At 73.4% G+C, this 19,744-nt stretch carries 18 protein-coding genes and 1 riboswitch; of the genes, 14 read left to right on the top strand and 4 right to left on the bottom strand.

Annotation, left to right across the window (positions count from 1 at the left end; all coding sequences use genetic code 11):
• The first annotated feature begins 91 nt into the window (after nucleotides 1-91).
• The 10 genes from ACVWNX_RS12810 to ACVWNX_RS12765 all read left to right on the top strand — a co-directional run bounded on the left by ACVWNX_RS12810 (nucleotide 92) and on the right by ACVWNX_RS12765 (nucleotide 10,515).
• A complete protein-coding gene (locus ACVWNX_RS12810; protein WP_454414042.1) occupies nucleotides 92-1,132 on the top strand; it encodes a nucleoside triphosphate pyrophosphohydrolase in 1,041 nt (346 codons plus the stop codon).
• A gap of 277 nt (nucleotides 1,133-1,409) precedes the next feature.
• Entirely contained in the window at nucleotides 1,410-2,633 is a 1,224-nt protein-coding gene (locus ACVWNX_RS12805; protein WP_454414740.1) for a cytochrome P450 family protein, read from the top strand.
• A gap of 678 nt (nucleotides 2,634-3,311) precedes the next feature.
• Entirely contained in the window at nucleotides 3,312-4,472 is a 1,161-nt protein-coding gene (locus ACVWNX_RS12800) for a transglycosylase family protein (RefSeq protein WP_454414041.1), read from the top strand.
• Nucleotides 4,473-4,646: 174 nt separating this feature from the next.
• Nucleotides 4,647-4,836: riboswitch (cyclic di-AMP (ydaO/yuaA leader) on the top strand.
• A 3-nt stretch (nucleotides 4,837-4,839) separates the two neighbouring features.
• Nucleotides 4,840-5,589, top strand: a complete 750-nt coding sequence (locus tag ACVWNX_RS12795) for a transglycosylase family protein (RefSeq protein ID WP_454414040.1) — start codon at nucleotides 4,840-4,842, stop codon at nucleotides 5,587-5,589.
• A 406-nt stretch (nucleotides 5,590-5,995) separates the two neighbouring features.
• Complete coding sequence (eno, locus tag ACVWNX_RS12790) at nucleotides 5,996-7,276, top strand: phosphopyruvate hydratase (RefSeq protein ID WP_454414039.1); 1,281 nt, start codon at nucleotides 5,996-5,998, stop codon at nucleotides 7,274-7,276.
• Between the two features lie 137 nt (nucleotides 7,277-7,413).
• Nucleotides 7,414-7,908, top strand: a complete 495-nt coding sequence (locus ACVWNX_RS12785; RefSeq protein WP_454414038.1) for an FtsB family cell division protein — start codon at nucleotides 7,414-7,416, stop codon at nucleotides 7,906-7,908.
• A 93-nt stretch (nucleotides 7,909-8,001) separates the two neighbouring features.
• Nucleotides 8,002-8,562, top strand: a complete 561-nt coding sequence (locus tag ACVWNX_RS12780; protein WP_454414037.1) for a DUF501 domain-containing protein — start codon at nucleotides 8,002-8,004, stop codon at nucleotides 8,560-8,562.
• A complete protein-coding gene (locus ACVWNX_RS12775; RefSeq protein WP_454414036.1) occupies nucleotides 8,559-9,542 on the top strand; it encodes a Ppx/GppA phosphatase family protein in 984 nt (327 codons plus the stop codon). Before ACVWNX_RS12780 ends, ACVWNX_RS12775 begins: the two co-directional genes overlap by 4 nt.
• Before the next feature lie 433 nt (nucleotides 9,543-9,975).
• Nucleotides 9,976-10,254 carry a hypothetical protein gene (locus ACVWNX_RS12770; RefSeq protein ID WP_454414035.1) on the top strand — a complete coding sequence of 93 codons (279 nt, stop codon included), beginning with the start codon at nucleotides 9,976-9,978 and terminating at the stop codon, nucleotides 10,252-10,254.
• Between the two features lie 3 nt (nucleotides 10,255-10,257).
• On the top strand, nucleotides 10,258-10,515 hold the full coding sequence (locus ACVWNX_RS12765; protein WP_454414034.1) for a hypothetical protein: 258 nt from the start codon (nucleotides 10,258-10,260) through the stop codon (nucleotides 10,513-10,515).
• A gap of 25 nt (nucleotides 10,516-10,540) precedes the next feature.
• Here ACVWNX_RS12765 and ACVWNX_RS12760 read toward each other — a convergent pair whose 3' ends face one another.
• Nucleotides 10,541-11,062, bottom strand: a complete 522-nt coding sequence (locus ACVWNX_RS12760; RefSeq protein ID WP_454414033.1) for an ATP-binding protein — start codon at nucleotides 11,060-11,062, stop codon at nucleotides 10,541-10,543.
• Between the two features lie 191 nt (nucleotides 11,063-11,253).
• On the opposite strand from ACVWNX_RS12760, the gene ACVWNX_RS12755 reads away from it, so the two are divergent.
• Together ACVWNX_RS12755 and ACVWNX_RS12750 are read left to right on the top strand one after the other, a co-directional pair.
• Entirely contained in the window at nucleotides 11,254-11,970 is a 717-nt protein-coding gene (locus tag ACVWNX_RS12755; protein WP_454414032.1) for a GntR family transcriptional regulator, read from the top strand.
• 83 nt (nucleotides 11,971-12,053) lie between these two features.
• A complete protein-coding gene (locus ACVWNX_RS12750) occupies nucleotides 12,054-12,419 on the top strand; it encodes a hypothetical protein (protein ID WP_454414031.1) in 366 nt (121 codons plus the stop codon).
• Nucleotides 12,420-12,465: 46 nt separating this feature from the next.
• On the opposite strand, the gene ACVWNX_RS12745 is transcribed toward ACVWNX_RS12750, so the two are convergent.
• Nucleotides 12,466-12,735: a type II toxin-antitoxin system RelE family toxin gene (locus tag ACVWNX_RS12745; RefSeq protein ID WP_454414030.1), complete on the bottom strand. Its 270-nt coding sequence runs from the start codon at nucleotides 12,733-12,735 to the stop codon at nucleotides 12,466-12,468.
• Nucleotides 12,732-13,004: a type II toxin-antitoxin system Phd/YefM family antitoxin gene (locus ACVWNX_RS12740; protein ID WP_454414739.1), complete on the bottom strand. Its 273-nt coding sequence runs from the start codon at nucleotides 13,002-13,004 to the stop codon at nucleotides 12,732-12,734. The genes ACVWNX_RS12745 and ACVWNX_RS12740 overlap by 4 nt, the downstream gene beginning before the upstream one ends.
• 544 nt (nucleotides 13,005-13,548) lie before the next feature.
• On the opposite strand from ACVWNX_RS12740, the gene ACVWNX_RS12735 reads away from it, so the two are divergent.
• Together ACVWNX_RS12735 and ACVWNX_RS12730 are read left to right on the top strand one after the other, a co-directional pair.
• The gene (locus tag ACVWNX_RS12735; RefSeq protein WP_454414029.1) at nucleotides 13,549-14,931 is read left to right on the top strand and encodes an NAD(P)/FAD-dependent oxidoreductase; all 1,383 of its coding nucleotides are present in this window, start codon (nucleotides 13,549-13,551) and stop codon (nucleotides 14,929-14,931) included.
• A 576-nt stretch (nucleotides 14,932-15,507) separates the two neighbouring features.
• Entirely contained in the window at nucleotides 15,508-16,944 is a 1,437-nt protein-coding gene (locus ACVWNX_RS12730; protein ID WP_454414028.1) for a class I SAM-dependent methyltransferase, read from the top strand.
• A gap of 242 nt (nucleotides 16,945-17,186) precedes the next feature.
• On the opposite strand, the gene ACVWNX_RS12725 is transcribed toward ACVWNX_RS12730, so the two are convergent.
• A complete protein-coding gene (locus ACVWNX_RS12725) occupies nucleotides 17,187-19,721 on the bottom strand; it encodes an ABC transporter permease (RefSeq protein WP_454414027.1) in 2,535 nt (844 codons plus the stop codon).
• Between the last annotated feature and the right edge of the window lie 23 nt (nucleotides 19,722-19,744).

Raw genomic sequence — 19,744 nt, 5'->3', positions numbered from 1 at the left:
GACCGGGCGACGACCCCGGACGGCTTCCGGACGGCCTCCCCGTCCGGGACCCGTTCCGGCGGACCGTCCGGGGGTGGGCTAGGTTCGTCGGGTGAGTGAGAACGACGTCGTCGGACCGGCGGGACGGATCGTCCTGGTCACCACCAGCCACCGGGTCGCCCCGGGCCTGCTGTCCTGGCCCGCCTGGCAGACCCTGCGCACCGCCGACCGCGTGTGGTGCGCGGACCCCGGCCACCCCCAGCTCCCCTATATCCGGGAGGCCGGGATCGAGGTGGAGACCGCGGCCCCGGACGCGGCGGAGCTGGTCGCGTCCGCCGAGGGCCGCACGGTCGCCGTCCTCGCCCTCGGGGAGGGGGAGCAGCGGCTCACCGACGGTCTGGCCCGGCTCGCGGGCTCCGGCCGGTTCAGCATGCCCGACCTGGAACTGCTGCCCGCCTCCTACGATCTCCCCGGCGCCCGGCTGCTGGACCTCGTCCAGCTCATGGACCAGATCCGCCGCGACTGCCCCTGGTCCTCGGTCCGCACCCACGAGGACCTGGCCAAGCACGCCCTGGAGGAGTCGTACGAACTCGTCGAGGCCATCGAGACCGGTGACCGCGACGAACTGCGCGAGGAACTCGGCGACCTGCTCCTCCAGGTGGTGTTCCACGCGCGCATCGCGGAGGAGGCCGGGGAGGACGCCTTCTCGATCGACGACGTGGCCGCCGGGATCGTCACCAAGCTGGTCCACCGCCATCCGCACCTCTTCGGCGACGAGACCGCCGAGACGCCCGAGGACGTCCGGGCGATCTGGCTGCGCGCCAAGGCGGAGGAGAAGCGGCGCGCCTCGGTCACCGACGGCGTCCCGCTCGCCCAGCCCGGCCTGGCGCTCGCCGCGAAGCTCGGCTCCCGGGTCCGCTCCGCCGGACTGGACGTCCCGCCGCCCAGCGGCGAGGGCGTCGGCTACGCGCTGCTGGCGCTCGCCGTCCGCGCCGAGGCCGAGGGCACCGACCCCGAGGCCGCCCTGCGCGCGGCGGCCCGCGCCTACCGGGACGCGATCCGCGCGGCCGAACGGCCGGGCGGCGCCGAGAGCGTCTCCGGGGACGAGCCCGGCGACGACCGGTCCGGCGACGACCGGTCCGGGGACGCCTGAGGTGACGCGCACCCCGCCCGGGCCCGTCCCGCCCGGGCCGGACCCGTCCGAGCCCGATCCGGCCGGTTCCGTGCCACCCGGGCCCGCCCCGTCCGCGCCCGCCACACCGCTCGGGGAGCAAGCCGTCCCGCCCGGGGAGCCCCCCGCACCGTCGGAGGACCCAGTCACGGCACCGGGGGAGCCCGCCACCGCGCCGGAGCGGCCCACCGGACCGCCGGGGGAGCCGCCCACCGGACCAGGGCGGTCCGCGCCCCCGCCGTCCCCGTCGGCCCCCGCCCTGTTCACCTGGGAGTTCGCCACCGATCCCTACCCGGCGTACGCCTGGCTGCGCGAGCACGCCCCCGTGCACCGCACCCGGCTGCCGAGCGGGGTGGAGGCATGGCTCGTCACCCGGTACGCCGACGCCCGGCAGGCCCTCGCGGACGCGCGGCTGAGCAAGAACCCGGCCCACCACGACGAGCCCGAGCACGCCCGGGGCAAGACGGGCATCCCGGGCGAGCGCAAGGCCGAGCTGATGACGCATCTGCTCAACATCGACCCGCCCGACCACACCCGGCTGCGCCGACTGGTCTCGAAGGCGTTCACCCCGCGCCGGGTGGCCGCGTTCGAGCCCCGGGTGCGGGAGCTGACGGACCGCTTCATCGACGGTTTCGCGGCGCGCGGCGAGGCCGACCTGATCCACGAGTTCGCTTTCCCGCTGCCCATCTACGCCATCTGCGACCTGCTGGGCGTCCCCGCCGAGGACCAGGACGACTTCCGGGACTGGGCGGGCATGATGATCCGCCACGGCGGCGGGCCCCGGGGCGGGGTGGCGCGCAGCGTGAAGAAGATGCGCGGCTACCTCGTGGAGCTGATCCACCGCAAGCGGGAGACCCTCGGGGAGGAGGGGGACGACGATCTGATCTCGGGTCTGATCCGGGCCTCCGATCACGGGGAGCACCTCACCGAGGGCGAGGCCGCGGCGATGGCGTTCATCCTGCTGTTCGCCGGGTTCGAGACGACCGTGAACCTCATCGGCAACGGACTGTTCGCCCTGCTCAACCACCCCGCGCAGCGGGCCTCGCTGGAACGCGCGCTGGCGGGGGACGACCCCGGTCCGCTGGACACGGCGGTCGAGGAGCTGTTGCGGTTCGACGGCCCCGTGGAGATCGCCACCTGGCGGTTCGCCACCGAGCCGCTGCGGCTGGGCGGCCGGGAGATCGGCCGGGGCGATCCGGTGCTGGTCGTCCTGGCGGCGGCCAACCGGGACCCGGCCCGCTTCGACCGTCCGGACGTCCTCGACCTGACCCGCCGTGACAACCCCCACCTCGGCTACGGCCACGGCATCCACTACTGTCTGGGCGCCCCGCTGGCCCGGCTGGAGGGGCGGACGGCGCTGGCCACTCTGCTACGACGACTGCCGGACCTGCGACTGGACGCCGCGCCGGAGGACTTGCGGTGGCGGGGCGGTCTGATCATGCGCGGTCTGCGGACGCTCCCGGTGCGGTTCACCCCGCGCTGAGGCACCCACCAGGGCCCCACCGAGGTCCCGCCGAGCCCCCACCGAGGTCCCGCCGAAGTCCTGACGAGTCCCGCGCCGAGACCCCCGCCCGGAGGACTCCCGGGTCCCGCGCCGAGGCCCGGTAACCCGCCGGAACGCCCCGGGGAACCCCGGGGAACCCCGGAGAACCGCCCGGACCGCCGGAAGTGCGCCGGGCGGGCGCCCGGGTCGGTCCCCGGGCGCCGCGCCGCGCGAGGAGTGGCCGGATCGCCGCCCGCGAACGTTCCCGGCGGACCGGACGATTCGCCCGCCGGGAACGGCGCGGGCCCGCACCGGCGCGCCCGGTTCCGTCCCGTCGGACCGACCACGCCGACGGAAATTCCCGCACCCGCGCCGACCTGGGATTCCACCCCCTCACCAGGGCGGGGGAGAAGCCCGTCTTCGTCCCGTTTGCGAGGGGGCGTGAGAAGGGCCTCCGCCCTGTCAACAAGCCCTGGTGCCGCAGAAGTTGAAGCGCGAACCGGGTTTGGCCGTGAGACGTCCACGATCCGCCGCGCTGACGGACCATCAGATTCGTGATGCGGGCGTGATCCGTACTGCATTGACTTGTGACAGGCGTTCGACTCCCGCTACGTTCACGACGACTCGGCGGTCCCCAGTCGCCGTGGTCGGTCCCGCTGTCGTACGAAAGGCCACCGCATGCTCTCCGGGAACGGTCGTCACCGACGCCCCCGACAGGCCCCCGCTCTGGTCGTCGCCGCCGGAGTCACCAGCTCCGCCATCGCCATCCCGTTGCTCGGGGCGACCGGCGCGCACGCGGCGGAGGCCGCGACCTGGGACCGGCTGGCGGAGTGCGAGAGCGGCGGAGCCTGGAGCTCCGACGAGGGCAACGGCTTCTACGGCGGTCTCCAGATCAGCCAGGAGGCATGGGACCAGCACGGCGGTCTCGACTACGCGCTCAGCCCCGACCAGGCCAGCCGCTCCCAGCAGATCGCGGTCGGCGAGCGCATCCTGGCCGCCTCGGGACCCGCCGCCTGGCCGGGTTGCGGCGAGGCCGTGAAGCTCACCAAGGGCGGACCCAAGGCCGATGTGGACCCGGGCGGTCCGGGCTCCGGCCGGAGCGACTCCGGGAGCGTCTCCGCCGGGGTGACGGCGGGCAAGACGGACACCTCCCGCTCCACCGCCGACCAGGCCCCCGCCACCAAGTCCCCCGATTCCAAGCCCTCGTCCGGCGCGACCGGCTCCGCCGAGCCGTCCGACCCGGCCTCCCCGTCGGCGCCCGCGACCGGTTCCACGGGGTCCACCGGCTCCGGCGAGCCCACGGACGACACGACCGGTTCCGCCGGTCCCACCGACTCCGCCGACCCCTCCACCAGCCCCTCCGAGGAGCCGGGTTCCTCCCCCTCCACGGACCCGTCACCCGGCGGGACCGAGCCGGGCGGGACCGAGAGCCCCGGCGAGGGCACCGGCAGCGGCTCCGCCGAACCCGGTACGGAGTCCCCGTCCAGCTCCCCGACCCCGGACGGCGCCGCCGCCTCCGAGATCCCGGCGGACGCGACGGCCGAGGCGGGCGCGGGCCGTCACCGTGGCGAGGCGGCGGCCGAGGACGCCGCCGCGTCCCGTGCCGAGGAGAGTGCCGGACGCCATGCCTCGCGCGCGGCGACTCGTGACGAACTGGACAAGTCGTACACGGTCCAGTCCGGTGACAACCTGTCGGCCATCGCCGACTCCCAGGGGGTCGAGGGGGGTTGGACCGCCCTCTACGACGGCAACAAGGGCACCGTCGGAGCCGACCCGGACCACATCCTCCCTGGCCAGAGCCTCGACCTCGCCCCCGAAAAAGCCGAGAAGCAGCAGTAGTTAGACCCTGAATGTCCTAATTTGGTGCGGGGGGCGGAAGTGAGACATGGGTCTCAGAGAGCCCGCTGGGCTTTGAGTTTCGCCCCCGCCCATGTCTACGGTCAGAGCCGTTCGCCGATGCGGACACCGATCGCCGTCACGCCGAATCCTGCCGACGGAGGCTCGGGAAACTCGACGCGTGAAGCGCCGTTGGCAGGAGCGGGGGACCCAAGGTAAGCGCCGTACGGGGCCGCCCCGGGAGTCGTCAGGACTCCCGGAGGGCAGCCGGACGGCTAGGGGTGGAGCCGCGCGCTGGACGCGCGGCCGGGCACTCACTCGGCCCGAACCCGACAGCTCACCTCGTACGGCGTCGGTGAGGGGATGACTCATGCTGCTTTCCGGCAAGGGCAAGCACCGCAAGCCCAGCAAGGCCACCCGTATCGTCACCCTGGCGGGTGTGACCGGAGCGGCTGTCGCCGCCCCGCTGATGACGGCGACCAGCGCGTCCGCCGCCACCGCCGCCGAGTGGGACCGCGTCGCCCAGTGCGAGTCCGGCGGCAACTGGTCCATCAACACCGGCAACGGCTACTACGGCGGCCTCCAGTTCTCCGCCTCCACCTGGGCCGCCTTCGGCGGCACCAAGTACGCGGCCACCGCCAACCAGGCCACCAAGGCGCAGCAGATCGAGATCGCCGAGAAGGTCCTCGCCGGACAGGGCAAGGGTGCCTGGCCGAGCTGTGGCGTCGGCCTCTCCAACACCCCCTACGGTGGTGGCGCCGCCGCCCCCGCGCAGCCGCAGCAGCAGGCCCCGGCCCAGCAGGCCCCGGTCCAGCAGCAGGCCGCTCCCAAGCCGCAGGCCCAGCCGCAGCAGACCGAGCAGCGCGCCTCCCGCGCCCAGGACCGCGCCCCGGCCGCCCAGCCCGCGCAGTCCGCCCCCGCCAAGACGGTGGAGACCCCCACCGGCAAGAAGGTGCAGAAGGGCGACGGCGAGTACAAGGTCGTCAAGGGCGACACCCTGAGCGACATCGCCGAGGCCGAGGGCGTCAAGGGCGGCTGGCAGAAGCTGTACGAGCTGAACGACGACATCGTCGACGACGCCGACGTGATCTACCCGGGCCAGCAGCTCCACCTCTCCTGACCCACCCCGTCCGTCCGGGCCCGGTGCCCCGGCCCCCGCGCCCCGCGCGGGACCGGAGCCCCGGCACCCCACCCGGACCTCCGGACCCCACCCCCGGCTCCGGCCCGCCCCGGCCGTGAGCCGCACCCCCGGTCCGGGCCGCGCCCCGGCCCGGCCGGGAAGCCCGTCCCCTCGGGCGGTCCGCCCCGGCGCGCGCACCCCCGCGCGCCGGGGCGGCGGTGCGTCCGGCCCCGGAAAAGCTCAGGTGAAGCCCCCCGGACACATTTGTTTGCGTTCGGAACAATTTGGTTTCCGTTTGTCCACAGGGCGGGCTGCCGAGTGGCCGGAGCCCCGGGGGCCGTTAGGCTCAGGGGCGGCGGGGTCACCGGCCCCGCGTACCCGCGTCACATCCCAGAAGGAGATGCTCGTGCCGTCCATCGACGTCGTCGTAGCCCGGGAAATCCTGGACTCCCGAGGCAATCCCACGGTCGAGGTCGAGGTCGGCCTCGACGACGGCAGCACCGGCCGTGCCGCCGTTCCGTCCGGCGCCTCCACGGGCGCCTTCGAAGCCCTCGAACTGCGGGACGGCGACGCCAACCGTTACGGCGGCAAGGGCGTCGAGAAGGCCGTCCTCGCGGTCATCGAGCAGATTGGCCCGGAGCTCGTCGGCTACGACGCCACCGAGCAGCGCCTGATCGACCAGGCCATGTTCGACCTGGACGCCACCCCGGACAAGTCGTCGCTCGGCGCCAACGCCATCCTCGGCGTCTCGCTCGCCGTCGCGCACGCCGCCTCCGAGGCCAGCGACCTGCCGCTCTTCCGTTACCTGGGCGGCCCCAACGCGCACCTCCTGCCGGTGCCGATGATGAACATCCTGAACGGCGGCTCGCACGCCGACTCCAACGTGGACATCCAGGAGTTCATGATCGCGCCGATCGGCGCCGAGTCCTTCTCCGAGGCCCTGCGCTGGGGCACCGAGGTCTACCACACCCTCAAGAAGGTGCTGAAGGCCAAGGGCCTCAACACCGGCCTCGGCGACGAGGGCGGCTTCGCCCCGAACCTCGGCTCCAACCGCGAGGCCCTCGACCTCATCCTCGAAGCGATCAAGGAGGCCGGTTACGTCCCCGGCCAGCAGGTCGCCCTCGCCCTCGACGTCGCCGCCTCCGAGTTCTACAAGGACGGCGTGTACGTCTTCGAGGGCAAGGAGCGCACCGCCGCCGAGATGACCGACTACTACGCGGAGCTCGTCGACGCGTACCCGCTGGTCTCCATCGAGGACCCGCTGTTCGAGGACGACTGGGCGGGCTGGAACGAGATCACCTCCCGCCTCGGCGACAAGGTGCAGCTCGTCGGCGACGACCTCTTCGTCACCAACCCGGAGCGCCTGGCCCGGGGCATCGAGGAGAACTCCGCGAACGCCCTGCTCGTCAAGGTCAACCAGATCGGTTCGCTGACCGAGACCCTGGACGCCGTCGAGCTGGCCCAGCGCAGCGGCTTCAAGTGCATGATGAGCCACCGCTCCGGCGAGACCGAGGACGTCACCATCGCCGACCTCGCCGTCGCCACCAACTGCGGCCAGATCAAGACCGGCGCCCCGGCCCGCTCCGAGCGCGTCGCCAAGTACAACCAGCTGCTGCGCATCGAGGAGATCCTCGACGACGCCGCCGTCTACGCGGGTCGCAGCGCCTTCCCGCGCTTCAAGGGCTGATCACCCGATCACCCACGGCCACCCCGTCCGGCCCCCGCCCGGGCCCGGACGAGGGTGGCTGCGGACGTCCCCGCACCCGGTCCCGTACCGTGTGCGGGGACGTACGCACATCACGGGAGTGACGGGGAGGCCGAGAGATGGCCGTCAAGGACCGGGACCGGTTCTCGACCGCGACCAGGCTGCGGGTGCTCGGGGAGCAGACCGCCGCCCGGGTGTACCGCTCCCAGACCCGGCGCCAGGCCCGCCGCTCGCGCCTCACCGGCCGGGCCGCCCTGCTGACCCTGGTGCTTTGCTCGCTGGTCGTGGCGCTCGCCTTCCCGATACGGCAGTACGTCTCCCAGCGCGCCGACATCGCGGACCAGCTCCGCGAGCGCGAGGACGCCCGCGCCCGGGTCGAACGGCTCCGGGACGAGAAGGCCCGCTGGCAGGACGACGCCTACGCGGAGCAGCGCGTCAGGGAGCGGCTGCACTACGTGCTGCCCGGCGAGATCGGCTACACCGTGGTCGACCCGCGCGGCGAGGACGACCACCGGGCCGACCGGAGCGCCCCCGACCGCCCCTGGTACACCACCCTGTGGGGCGCCCTGGACCGCGCCGACGCCGCGACCCCCGCCCCGTCCCCTTCTCCCTGACCTCTCCCTGACGACCCCCGCCCCCACCCCGACCCGACCGACACCCCGGGAACCCCCGGGAAGCGCCCGAAACGGAAAGACGCAGCCCCAGGCATGGAAACCGCTCCGCCGACCACCCCGCGCACCGAGCCGACCGACGCCGACGTCGCGGCCTTCAAGGAACAGCTCGGACGGCCCCCGCGCGGTCTGCGCGCCATCGCGCACCGCTGCCCCTGCGGGCTGCCGGACGTCGTGGAGACCGCCCCGAAGCTCCCCGACGGCACCCCCTTCCCGACGCTCTACTACCTGACGTGCCCGCGCGCCAACTCGGCGATCGGCACCCTGGAGGCGGACGGCGTGATGAAGGAGATGACGGAGCGCCTGGGCACCGACCCGGAGCTGGCCGCCGCCTACCGGGCCGCGCACGAGGACTACATCCGGCGCCGCGACGAGATCGAGGAGCTGACCGGCTTCCCCAGCGCGGGCGGCATGCCCGACCGCGTCAAGTGCCTGCACGTGCTGGTCGCCCACTCGCTGGCAGCGGGCCCCGGGGTCAACCCGCTCGGCGACGAGGCGATCGCCCTGCTGCCCGAGTGGTGGCGCAAGGGCCCCTGCGTGACGCCCGTGACGGACGCCGCCGAGGCGCCCGCCCCGGCCGCCGGGGGCCGGCAGTGACCCGGGTCGCCGCCATCGACTGCGGGACCAACTCCATCCGGCTGCTGGTCGCGGACGTCGACCCGGCGACGGGCGCCCTCACCGACCTCGACCGCCGGATGACGATCGTCCGCCTCGGCCAGGGCGTGGACCGCACCGGACGGCTCGCCCCCGAGGCGCTGGAGCGCACCTTCGCCGCCTGCCGGGAGTACGCGGCGGTGATCGCGGAGCACGGGGCCGAGCGCCTCCGCTTCGTCGCCACCTCCGCCAGCCGGGACGCCGAGAACCGCGACGACTTCGTCCGGGGCGTCCGGGAGATCCTCGGCGTGGACCCCGAGGTGATCACCGGCGACCAGGAGGCCGAGTTCTCCTTCACCGGCGCCACCCGGGGCCTGACCGGCCGCGCCGACCTGGACCGCCCCTATCTGGTGGTCGACATCGGCGGCGGCTCCACCGAGTTCGTCGTCGGCGACGACCACGTACGCGCGGCCCGCTCGGTGGACATCGGCTGCGTCCGGATGACCGAACGCCACCTCGCCCACGACGGCACGGTCACCGACCCGCCGACCCCGGAGCGGGTGGCGGCGATCCGCGCGGACGTCGAGGCCGCCCTCGACCTCGCCGAACAGACCGTCCCGCTGCGCGAGGCCCGCACCCTGGTCGGCCTCGCGGGCTCCGTCACCACGGTCGCCGCGATCGCCCTGGACCTGCCCGCGTACGACTCGTCCGCGATCCACCACTCCCGGATCCCCTACGAGCGGGTCCGCGCGATCACCGAACGCCTGCTGACCTCCACCCACGCCGAACGCGCCGCGATCCCGGTGCTCCACCCGGGCCGCGTCGACGTGATCGGCCCCGGCGCCCTGGTACTGCTGGCGATCATGGAGCGCACCGGCGCGAGCGAGGTCGTGGTCAGCGAACACGACATCCTGGACGGCATCGCCTTCTCCGTCGCGGAGACGGCGACCCCGCCCGCCCCGACCGCCACCGACCGGGCCTGACGCCCCGTCCGGCACGGCTGACCGGCCCCGGCACACCGTGCGTGCGCCGGGGCCGTCGTGCGCGCGCCGGACGGGTGGGCCGCAGCCTGCGGCCCGGCCGCTGGTCCGTGGTGGCCGTTCGCGCGGTTCCCCGCGCCCCTGGCTTCCGCCTCGGGCGGTGCGTCGTCTTCCTCGGGTCCGTGGTGGCTGGTCGCGCAGTTCCCCGCGCCCCTGACGGGGCGCCCTGCGGGGGCGCGGGGAACCGCCCGAGTGGCCACCACGGGCCCGTCCCCGCCCCGGCGCGGCACTCACCACCGCCCGGCGGCCGGGCCGGTCAACGCGCGACGGCTCGTCCGTCCACGTGCGTCCGTGCGATTCCGTCCGCCCTGGGAACGGGCGGAGTCCAGGCGTACGGTCGTCACGCCGAGCGGCACGGTACGAAGGAGGGCACGGGGTGAACGAGACGGCGGACAGCTGGACCACCGTCGTGGACGGCAGAGAGGTCGCGTTGCCGTCCACGATCGCGGAGGTGCGAGCGGCCCTCCCCGAAGGGCAACGGGGCGCCTTCGACGCGGAGATCACCACGGTCGTGGGCCCGGAGATCCCCCTCCGCCTGGCGCTATGGGCGCTGCGCACGGTTCCCGGCGCCCAGGAGGAGACGGACGCCCAAGTGAACCGGCTGCGGGCCGGTGACTACACCGGGGTCACCTTCCTCGACGACGAGGGGGCCTGACGGATGCCCTATCGCATCGCCTACGCCGCGCAGGCGGAGACGGCCCGCCGCCGACTGTCCGCTCAGCGCCGGGACGCGCTGGACAAGGGCATGCGGACGACCATCGGCCGCGACCCGTACGGCCACGGTTCGGTGGAGGCCCGGCGCGGCGAACGGGACTACCGCGAGGCCACCGTCACGGCCGCCGACGCCATCGTCGTCTACTACGTGAGCGGTTCCGGCGCGCTCACCGTCACGGCGGTCCGGCTCATCACGCTGTGAGGGTCGGGCCCCGCCCCGGCGGTACTCACCACCGCCCGGGCGGGCCGCCCCCGGCGGTTCGGGGCGCGGCCGTCACCTCCGCCCACACGCACTTGCCCAGGGGCAGTTCGGTCACGCCCCACCGCCCCGGGCACACCGCGTCGAGGATGACGAGGCCGCGTCCCCGGCCGCGTACGGCGGACTCGGGTCTGGGACGCGGGTGCCGCCGGACCGGGTCGTGGACCTCCACCCGGGTGCGGACGTCGTCGGCGTCGACGACGAGACGCAGGAGCTCACCGGGTCCGGTGCCGTAGCGGATGCCGTTGGTGACCAGTTCGCTGGTGACCAGGACGACCGTTTCGAGGTGGTCGTCGGAGGCGCCGGGCAGCTGACGTCGCACCTGGTCGCGGACGAACTCCCGGGCCGTCCTCGCTGACCCGGGCTCACCGGCCAGCAGGAGGACGGGAGGTGGTCCATCGGGTGAGGCGCGGCGGGCTCCGGTGTCCGGACGGAGGTCCGGAACGCGAGCGGAGCGGGCGCCCGGCTGAGGGCGCTCGGACTGTTCCATGGGCTCACTTCCCTTGTCGGAGAGACGACTTCGGTGGCAGGGGACCCGACGCATCGCCAGCAAGGTAGAGCAGTAGCCCTATTCAACGCTACTAGTAGCGCTACATGTGGGCGTGATCTACCCTCTTTCGTGTAGCGCTGCACTCGGTCAGGATGGATGTGGCACACGCGAAGCGGGAAAGGGAGACGGGCATGGCCCAGGTGGGATACGAGGGGATCGCGGCCTACTACCGCCAGCGGATCCAGGACGGAGCCCTCGAACCGGGGGCCACGATGCCGTCGCTGCGTGAGGTCTGCGAACGGTTCGGGGTCGCGAACACGACCGCGAACCGCGCGTACCGCGTGCTCAAGGCCGAGGGGCTGACCCTGCCCAGGGCGGGCGTCGGCACGGTCGTCGCGGGGCCGATCAGCAACAACATCCCGGCCCGGGTGCGCTTGTACGAGTCGACCGGCACGGCCCTGGGCGGCGGCGAGACCTCCCGCATCGTCGAGGTCGGAACGGTGGGCGCGGACGAACTGGTCGCCCCGCGCCTCGACGTCGCCCCGGGCACCCCGGTCCACGTCCGCCGACGGATCGTCAGCCGCGAGAACGCGCCGGTGCACGTCAGCAGTTCGTACTATCCGGCCCATGTGGTGGCCGTGACGCCCGAACTGGCCGAGCCCGTCTCCACCGGAGGGTCCAGGGAACTGGCCGCGGAGCGGCTCGGGGTGGCGCAGGACAGGGTGCTGGAAGAGGTGACGTCCCGGCTGCCCACCGCCGCCGAGAAGGACGCCCTGGGGCTGACGGCCCATGTCGTCGTGACCCAGGTGGTGCGGACCGTGTACCTGGCCGACGGCCGTGTGGTGGAGGTCGCCGTCAAGGTCTCCGGCGGGTCCACGATCCTGCGCTGGGACACCCCGCTGCGTTAGTCGCGCGTCGCGACCGGGGTGCGGACGGGACCGGGTGCGGGGAATCCCGCGCCGTACGCGAGCGGACCAAGAGGAGAGAAGCCTTGACCGAGACCGACGGAGCCCGACTGTTCCGGGAGGCGTGGATCGCGGGGGTGCGCGCCCACTTCCCCGGTGAGCCGAAGCCCGGGTACGTCACCCCGTGGGACGGGACGCCCGAGTGGGAGCGGTCGGCCGCCGGAGCGGTGTACGCGCAGGTGCGGCAGTTCCTCGACGTGAGCGAGGGGCACGCGGCACGGCTGACCCGGGAGCAGAAGGGCCGGTTCGTCGCCACCGCCTGGACCGCGCAGATGTACCGCCACTTCGGGGACCCCAAGCCGGGCTACGTCGCCGACTGGCCGGACCTGCCCGCGTGGCAGCGGGAGACCGACGCCGACATCTTCGAGGCGATCGAGGCGGCCGGACGCTGACGCGGGGCCCGGGGTGCGCCCGTCGCGGTCGGGGCACCTCAGGGCCTCACAGCCCCCGGTAGACGTCCCGCCGGTCGCCCACCTTGACCACTAGGACGAGGAGTTCGCCGTCCTCGACCCGGTAGGCGACCCGGTAGGGGCCGACCCGGAGCCGGTAGAGCCCGGAGGGGCCGGTGAGCCGTTTGACGTCGGCGTCCTCGCGGTACGGGTCGTCGCCGAGCGCGGTCAGCGCGGTCAGGACGCGCATCGCGGCGGTCCGGTCGAGGGCCCGCAACTGCCGTTGGGCGGCGGCCGTGAACCGGAAGGCGTACTTCACGCGACGCCCCGGTCCGGCTCCGCGAAGAGGTCGGCCAGCAGTTCGGCCATCGACACGGTGGGACCCCCTTCGGCCAGGACGGCCTCCGCCTCACGGGCCAGCAGGACGTCGGCTGCCTCCTCCAGCGCCTCGAACTCGGCGATGGGCACCACGGCGGCCACCGGCACCCCGTTGCGGGTGATCACGGTGGGGGTGCCCCGCTCGGCGTGGTTGATGTGGTCGGAGAGATGGGCCCGGGCCTCCCGGACGGTCACGGTGTTCTTCTCCACGTGGTCCATGAGGAGAAGTGTACGCGTGAGCGTGTACACGGGAGTGGGATTCGAGTGGTCGGCCGTCCCGGGGTGCCCTGCCGCCGAGCCCCCGCCGACCGCGTTCCCCGAGTCTTCGGGAGGGCCTCCGGGGGCCCTCCCGAAGACCCTCCGAGGGGCCCCGGAAGGCCCTCCGGGAGCCCTCCCAGGCACTCCGTGCCAGAAAGTTCGTGAAGTTCTTCACAAGGAAAAAGTCCCAGGCGGGGGCCCTGAAGCCCGTCGAGACCCCTACCTAAGGGTCCAAGGTCCCGAGTCGGTCCAGGGTGGGGTGTTCCCGGCGTGTTACGCGGACGGGGGGATCAAGGGGTCCGAGGGGGGTCCGGAAGGTCGACGGCGCAGCTCAGACGGTATTGACAGGGGTGTCCCAACGTATCGGGGACGTTGCGGGTTCCCCCCGGTGCGCATGACCTGTGTCACGCGGGTCGCGCACTATAGCAGAGGGTCCCCCCAACCTTGTGAAGGGGCGCACGAAGTACCCCTGCCGACCGGGTGGATACTCGATGGCATGAGCACCACGGAGCGTCCCAGGATCCTCGTAGTAGGCGGTGGGTACGTCGGTCTGTACGCGGCGCGCCGCATTCTGAAGAAGATGCGGTACGGCGAGGCGACGGTTACGGTCGTCGACCCGCGGTCGTACATGACGTACCAGCCCTTCCTGCCCGAAACCGCCGCCGGAAACATCTCCCCGCGGCACGTCGTCGTCCCGCTGCGACGCGTGCTCCCCAAGGCGGAGGTCCTCACCGGCCGGGTCACCACCATCGACCAGGACCGCAAGGTCGCCACCGTCGCGCCGCTCGTGGGCGACGCGTACGAGCTGCCCTTCGACTACCTGGTCATCGCGCTCGGTGCCGTCTCCCGCACCTTCCCGATCCCCGGCCTCGCCGAGCAGGGCATCGGCATGAAGGGCGTCGAGGAGGCCATCGGCCTGCGCAACCACGTGCTGGCGCAGCTGGACAAGGCCGACTCCACGACCGACGAGGAGGTCCGCCGCAAGGCGCTGACCTTCGTCTTCGTCGGCGGTGGCTTCGCCGGCGCCGAGACCATCGGCGAGGTCGAGGACATGGCCCGGGACGCGGCCAAGTACTACACCACCGTCTCCCGCGAGGACATGCGCTTCGTCCTCGTCGACGCCGCCGACAAGATCCTCCCCGAGGTCGGCCCCAAGCTCGGCCAGTACGGCAAGGAGCACCTGGAGGGCCGTGGGGTGGAGATCTACCTCAACACCTCCATGGACTCCTGCGTCGACGGCCACGTGGTGCTGAAGAACGGCCTGGAGGTCGACGCCGGCACCATCGTGTGGACCGCCGGTGTGAAGCCCAACCCGGCGCTCGCCCGCTTCGGCCTGCCGCTCGGCCCGCGCGGCCACGTGGACACCCAGACCACCCTCCAGGTGCAGGGCTCCGACTACATCTGGGCCGCGGGCGACAACGCCCAGGTCCCCGACGTGGTCGGCCGCAAGGCCGGGAACCCGAACGCCTGGTGCCCGCCCAACGCCCAGCACGCGCTGCGCCAGGCCAAGGTCCTCGGCGACAACGTCATCTCCGGCATGCGGGGCTTCCCGCAGCAGGAGTACAGCCACGCCAACAAGGGCGCGGTGGCGGGCCTCGGCCTGCACAAGGGCGTGGCGATGATCGTCATGGGCAAGTTCAAGATCAAGCTCCGTGGCCGTCTCGCCTGGTACATGCACCGTGGCTACCACGGCATGGCCATGCCGACCTTCAACCGGAAGATCCGGGTCCTCGCGGACTGGACGCTCGGTATGTTCCTCAAGCGCGAGGTCGTCTCGCTCGGCGCCATCGAGACCCCCCGCGAGGAGTTCTACGAGGCCGCCAAGCCCACCCCGCCGCCCGCCGCGAAGCAGGAGAAGCGGGAGCAGCTCAGCGCCTGATCCGCGCGCTCCAGCACAGCCCGAGGGGCCGTCCGCCATCCGTGGTGCGGACGGCCCCTCGGGCGTTCCCGGCCCCGCACGGTCCGCCGTTCCCGGCTCCGCGCGGCCCGCCGCGCCCGCTCCTCGCCGGGCGCCGTGCCCGTGTCCGCCGGGTGCGGTCCCGGCTCCTGCCGGGCGGGCTCCCCGGGCTCCCGCCGGGGCCGTCCCTGTTTCCACGGGGTGCCGTTCCCGCTTCCACGGGTCCTGTCGTCCCCGCTCCCGCAGCGCGTGTTCCCTGCTCCGGACGGTCCTGCCCCCGCGTCCGCCGGGCGTGTTCCCCGGGCTCCCGCCGGGCGCCGCCCCCGCGTCCGCCGGGCGTGCTCCCCGCTCCCGCCCGGAGTGGGTCCCCGGCCACACCGGGGGCGGGTCCCGGACTGGCCGGGCGTGGTCCTCCGTCCCCGCCGTGCGGGTTCCGCCACCCGGAGGGAGCTGGCGGGAATACGCCGGGCGCACCCGGTGACGGGACTGCCCACCGCCCCCGCCGGTGTTTACGTGGTGATGGTCCGTCATCCCGCCCCACCACGGAGGACACCCGCGATGCAGCCAGCCGCCCACCGGATCCGCACCCTCGTGGAACGTCTGTCGGGGGCCCCGCTCCCGCTGCGCGTCCGCGCCTGGGACGGTTCGGAGTCCGACCCTCCGGTCCCGGCCGCCGACCGGGCCGGGACCCCGCCCCCGACCCTGGTGGTCCGTCATCGCAGGGCCCTGCGCCGACTGCTGTGGAAGCCGGGGGAACTGGGGCTGGCCCGGGGCTGGGTCGCCGGGGAGCTCGACGTCGAGGGCGATCTGTACGAGGCGCTGGACCGGCTCGCCGGGCTGGCCTGGGAGCGGGAGGAGGGGGCCCCGGGGCTGCTGGGCTCCCTGCGCGACCCGTCGGTGCGCGCGGCGGCCCGTTCCTTCGCCGTCCTGGCCCGTCCGCTGCCGCCGCCGTCGCCGCCCCGCGAGGAGCGTCCGCGCGGCGGCGACCGTCCGCACCGGCACACCCGCCGCAGCGACCGACGGGCCGTCAGCCACCACTACGACGTGGGCAACGACTTCTACGCGCTGGTCCTCGGCCCCTCGATGGTCTACTCCTGCGGGTACTGGGACGACCCGGGCTCCCCGCCGGACGGCGGCCCGGTGACCCCGGGGGCCGCGGGGACCCTGGAGGACGCCCAGCGGGACAAGTTGGAGCTGGTCTGCCGCAAGTTGCGGCTGGGGCCCGGCACCCGGCTGCTGGACGTCGGCTGCGGCTGGGGCTCCCTGGCCCTGCACGCCGCCCGGGAGCACGGGGCGCGGGTCGTCGGCGTCACCCTCTCCCGGGAACAGGCCGCGTACGCCCGCAAGCGGGTCGCCGACGAGGGCCTGGCCGACCTGGTGGAGATCCGCGTCCAGGACTACCGGGACGTCACCGACGGGCCGTACGACGCCGTCTCCTCCATCGGGATGGCGGAACACGTCGGCGCGGACCGCTACCTGGAGTACGCCCGCGCCCTGTACGGGCTGCTGCGGCCCGGCGGACGGCTGCTCAACCACCAGATCGCCCGCCGTCCGCTCGACGACGAGTCGGCCTACCGGGTGGACGCGTTCATCGACGCGTACGTCTTCCCGGACGGGGAGCTGGCACCGGTCGGCACCACGGTGAGCGTCCTGGAACGGGCCGGGTTCGAGGTCCGCGACCTGGAGTCGATCCGTGAGCACTACGCCCTCACCCTGCGCCGCTGGGTGGCCAACCTGGAGGCGGACTGGGACCGGGCGGTCCGGCTCGTCTCCCCGGGCCGGGCCCGCGTCTGGCGGCTCTACATGGCCGCGTCCGCGCTCTCCTTCGAACGCAACCGGATCGGCGTCAACCAGGTCCTCGCCGTCCGCGCCGGGGACTCCGGGACCGCCGGACTGCCCCTGCGCGCCCGGGTGTGGACCGAGGACGCGGGCCCGGCGGCGGGACTGGCGGCGGGCCCGGGACGGGAGGACGCGCCGGACGGAGCCGCGTCCTGACCCCGTCCCCGCGCCCCGCCCGTCCCCGTACCAGTGCCGTCCCCGTGCCCGTCCCCGTCCCCGTGCCCGTCCCCGCTCCGGTCCCGGCCCCGTCCGTCCTCATCCCGTTGCGGCCCCGCGCGGGCCCCTGGCGCGGTGTCCGGCAAGGGGACGGCCGGTACCGGGAACGGGACGGGCCCCGGTACCGGAGGGGTCCGGTACCGGGGCCCGGGAGCGGCCGCTCCGGGAGGGGGCCCGGCGCGCTACTCCGTCTTGATCGCCGTCAGCATGTTCAGCTTGGCGGCGCTGCGCGCGGGCCACATCGCGGCCAGCATGCCGACCAGTCCGGCCAGCAGCAGGAAGAGCCCGATCCGTCCGAAGGGGATGACCAGCTCGTAGCCGGGGATGTCACCGCGGATCGTCTCGCCGATGGCCCAGCCGAGGAAGGAGCCGAGCGCGATGCCGACGAAGGCGCCGTACATCGAGATCGTCACGGCCTCCAGCCGGATCATCAGCTTGACGCGCGGCCGGTCGAGGCCGATCGCCCGCAGCATGCCGATCTCCTGCTGACGCTCGAACACCGACATGGCGAGGGTGTTGACGACGCCCAGGACCGCGATCACCAGGGCCATCGCCAGCAGCCCGTACATGATGTTGAGCATGATGTTGATCATGCCGCTCATCTCGCTGCGGAACTCCTGCTGGTCCTGGATGACCATGCCCGGGTTGTTGCCGAGGGCGTCGACGAGGGCCTGCTTGTTCGCCTCGGTGGCGCCGCCCTCCATCTTGACCCAGATCTCCCGGATGTCGGGGCGCTCCTCGTAGGGGGCGAGGACCTTCTGGTCGAACACGTACGGCGAGACGAACTCGTTGTCCTCGTAGACCGCGCCGATCGTGACCTTCCGGACCTTCTCCGCCTCGTCGCCCGCGAAGGTCAGGGAGACGGTGTCGCCGGACTTCCAGCCGTTCTTGTCGGCGGTCTTCTCCGCGACGGCGACCTGTCCCTTCGCCAGGGTGTCGAGGGAGCCGTTGACGACCGGCAGGTGGAAGACCTCGGTCACCCCGGCGGCGTCGACGCCGGAGGCGGCCCACCAGTCGTCCTCGATCTTGACCGAGGTCGCCTGCTGCGGGGAGAGCGCGGCCAGGCCCGGGGTCTTCTCCGTCGCGGTGACCGCGGCCTTCTCCAGCGGGTCCTGCATGCTGGCCGTGCTGATCCGGTAGTCGCCGCGGACGTTGTCGGTGGTGGCCCGGTCGATGGCCTGGCTGACGGTGGCGCCGATCACGGTCAGCCCGGTGACCAGGGTCAGACCGATGGCGAGCGCGGAGGCGGTGGCGCCGGTGCGGCGCGGGTTGCGGACGGAGTTCTGCGCGGCCAACTTGCCGGACACCCCGAACGCCTTGCTCAGGAAGGGCCGGAAGACGGCGATGACCGGGCGCGCCAGCTGCGGGATGAGCACGATGACCCCGATGAGGGCCAGGAACGCGCCCGCGCCGATCATCATGCGGCCGTCGTTGCCCTTGGCCGAGGCACCGGCCGCGATGGCGACGGCACCGGCGGCGGTCAGGATCGAGCCGATGATGTTCCGCACCAGCAGCGACTTGGCGGAGGCGACCGCGTGGACGCTGCTCATCGCGGCGACCGGGGCGATCTTCGCTGCCCGGCGGGCGGGCAGCCAGGCGGCGAGCACGGTGACGCCGACGCCGACGCCGAGCGCGGCGAGGAAGGCGGTGGACGGGACGACCAGCGGACCGTCCGGGAGCACCAGGTCCCACGAGGCCATCGCCGAGCGCAGTCCGACGGCCAGCCCGAGGCCGACGCCGAAGCCGATGACCGAGGAGACGACGCCGACGAACAGCGCTTCCAGGATCACCGAGCGCTTGACCTGCCGCCGGGACGCGCCGACGGCCCTCATCAGCGCCAGCTCACGGGTGCGCTGGGCGACCAGCATGGTGAAGGTGTTGGCGATGAGGAAGACGCCGACGAACAGCGCGATGGCGGCGAAGGCCAGCAGCATCGTGTTCATGCCCGACATCTCGGTCTCGATGAGCTTCGCCTCCTCGGCCGCCAGGGCGTCGGCGGTCTTGGCGTCCGAGCCCTTCGGCAGCAGCGGCTTCACATCGGCCAGGACCTGGGTGGCGGAGGTGCCGGAGTCGGCCGCGACGGTGAGGTCCTGGAAGTAGCCCGGCCGCAGGTACTGCCGCTGGGCGACGTCGGTGTCGAACAGCACCAGGCTGCCGCCGACGTTGACCGCGCCGTCCTCGGTCGTGAAGACACCGCTCAGGGTGAACTCCTTGACCAGGCCGGTCGTGGCGACCCGCACGGTGTCGCCGACCTCGTACTTCCCCTTCTCGGCGGTGGCCTTGTCGAGGGCGACCTGGCCGTCCTCCACCGGCCCCTCGCCCCGGACGAAGTCGTACGCGGGGTCCTCGCCGTCGGTGCCCGGCGCGAAGTTGCCGCCCCTGTTGGACCAGCCGACACCGATCAGCTCGCCCTTGGGGTCGGCGACCCCGGCGAAGCCGGAGACCCGCCCGGTGACTCCGGAGACCCCGTCCACGCCTTCGATCTTCTTGAGGGTGGCGGCCGGGATGCCGCCTTCCTGACGGTCCTTGACGGGACCGCCCACGGTGACGGCGACCCCCTCGTAGCTCTTGGCGGACTGGTTGCGGAAGGCGCTGCCGAGGGTTTCGGTGAAGACCAGGGTGCCGGAGACGAACGCGACGCCGAGCATGACCGCGAGCACGGTCATCAGCAGCCTGGCCTTGTGCGCGAGGACGTTGCGCAAGGCGGTACGGAACATGGGAGTGAAGTCCTGGAGTGAGG

The sequence above is a fragment of the Streptomyces sp. JNUCC 64 genome, assembly GCF_054484115.1.
This window is presented reverse-complemented; position numbering and strand designations above follow the sequence as displayed.